1 protein-coding gene is annotated in these 236 nt (G+C 47.9%); it reads left to right on the top strand.

What is annotated here, in order from left to right:
- Nucleotides 1–236, top strand: a 236-nt coding sequence (locus ON09_RS23945) for a hypothetical protein (RefSeq protein WP_010603609.1), incomplete at both ends; no start/stop codon positions are given.

The raw sequence follows: 236 nt of genomic DNA, 5'->3' as shown, positions 1-236 counted from the left end.
TGCCGGAACTTATACGGTGGTTTATCAGGTTGAGGACAAGCTGAACCCTGGTCAGACCAAACAAGCTTCAGTAACGGTAACCGTAACTGCACCGGTAATGAATGCCAATACTGATACCGGTACGGCCAATGGCTTTACCGGAGGAGTTGCTGTTCCGAATGTGTTGACAAACGATACCTATAATGGTGTGAGCCCTGCAAGTTTGGCAAACGTAACCTTAACACAGGTTTCGGCAA

The organism is Pedobacter agri PB92, assembly GCF_000258495.1.
Lineage (GTDB): Bacteria > Bacteroidota > Bacteroidia > Sphingobacteriales > Sphingobacteriaceae > Pedobacter > Pedobacter agri.
This window is presented reverse-complemented; position numbering and strand designations above follow the sequence as displayed.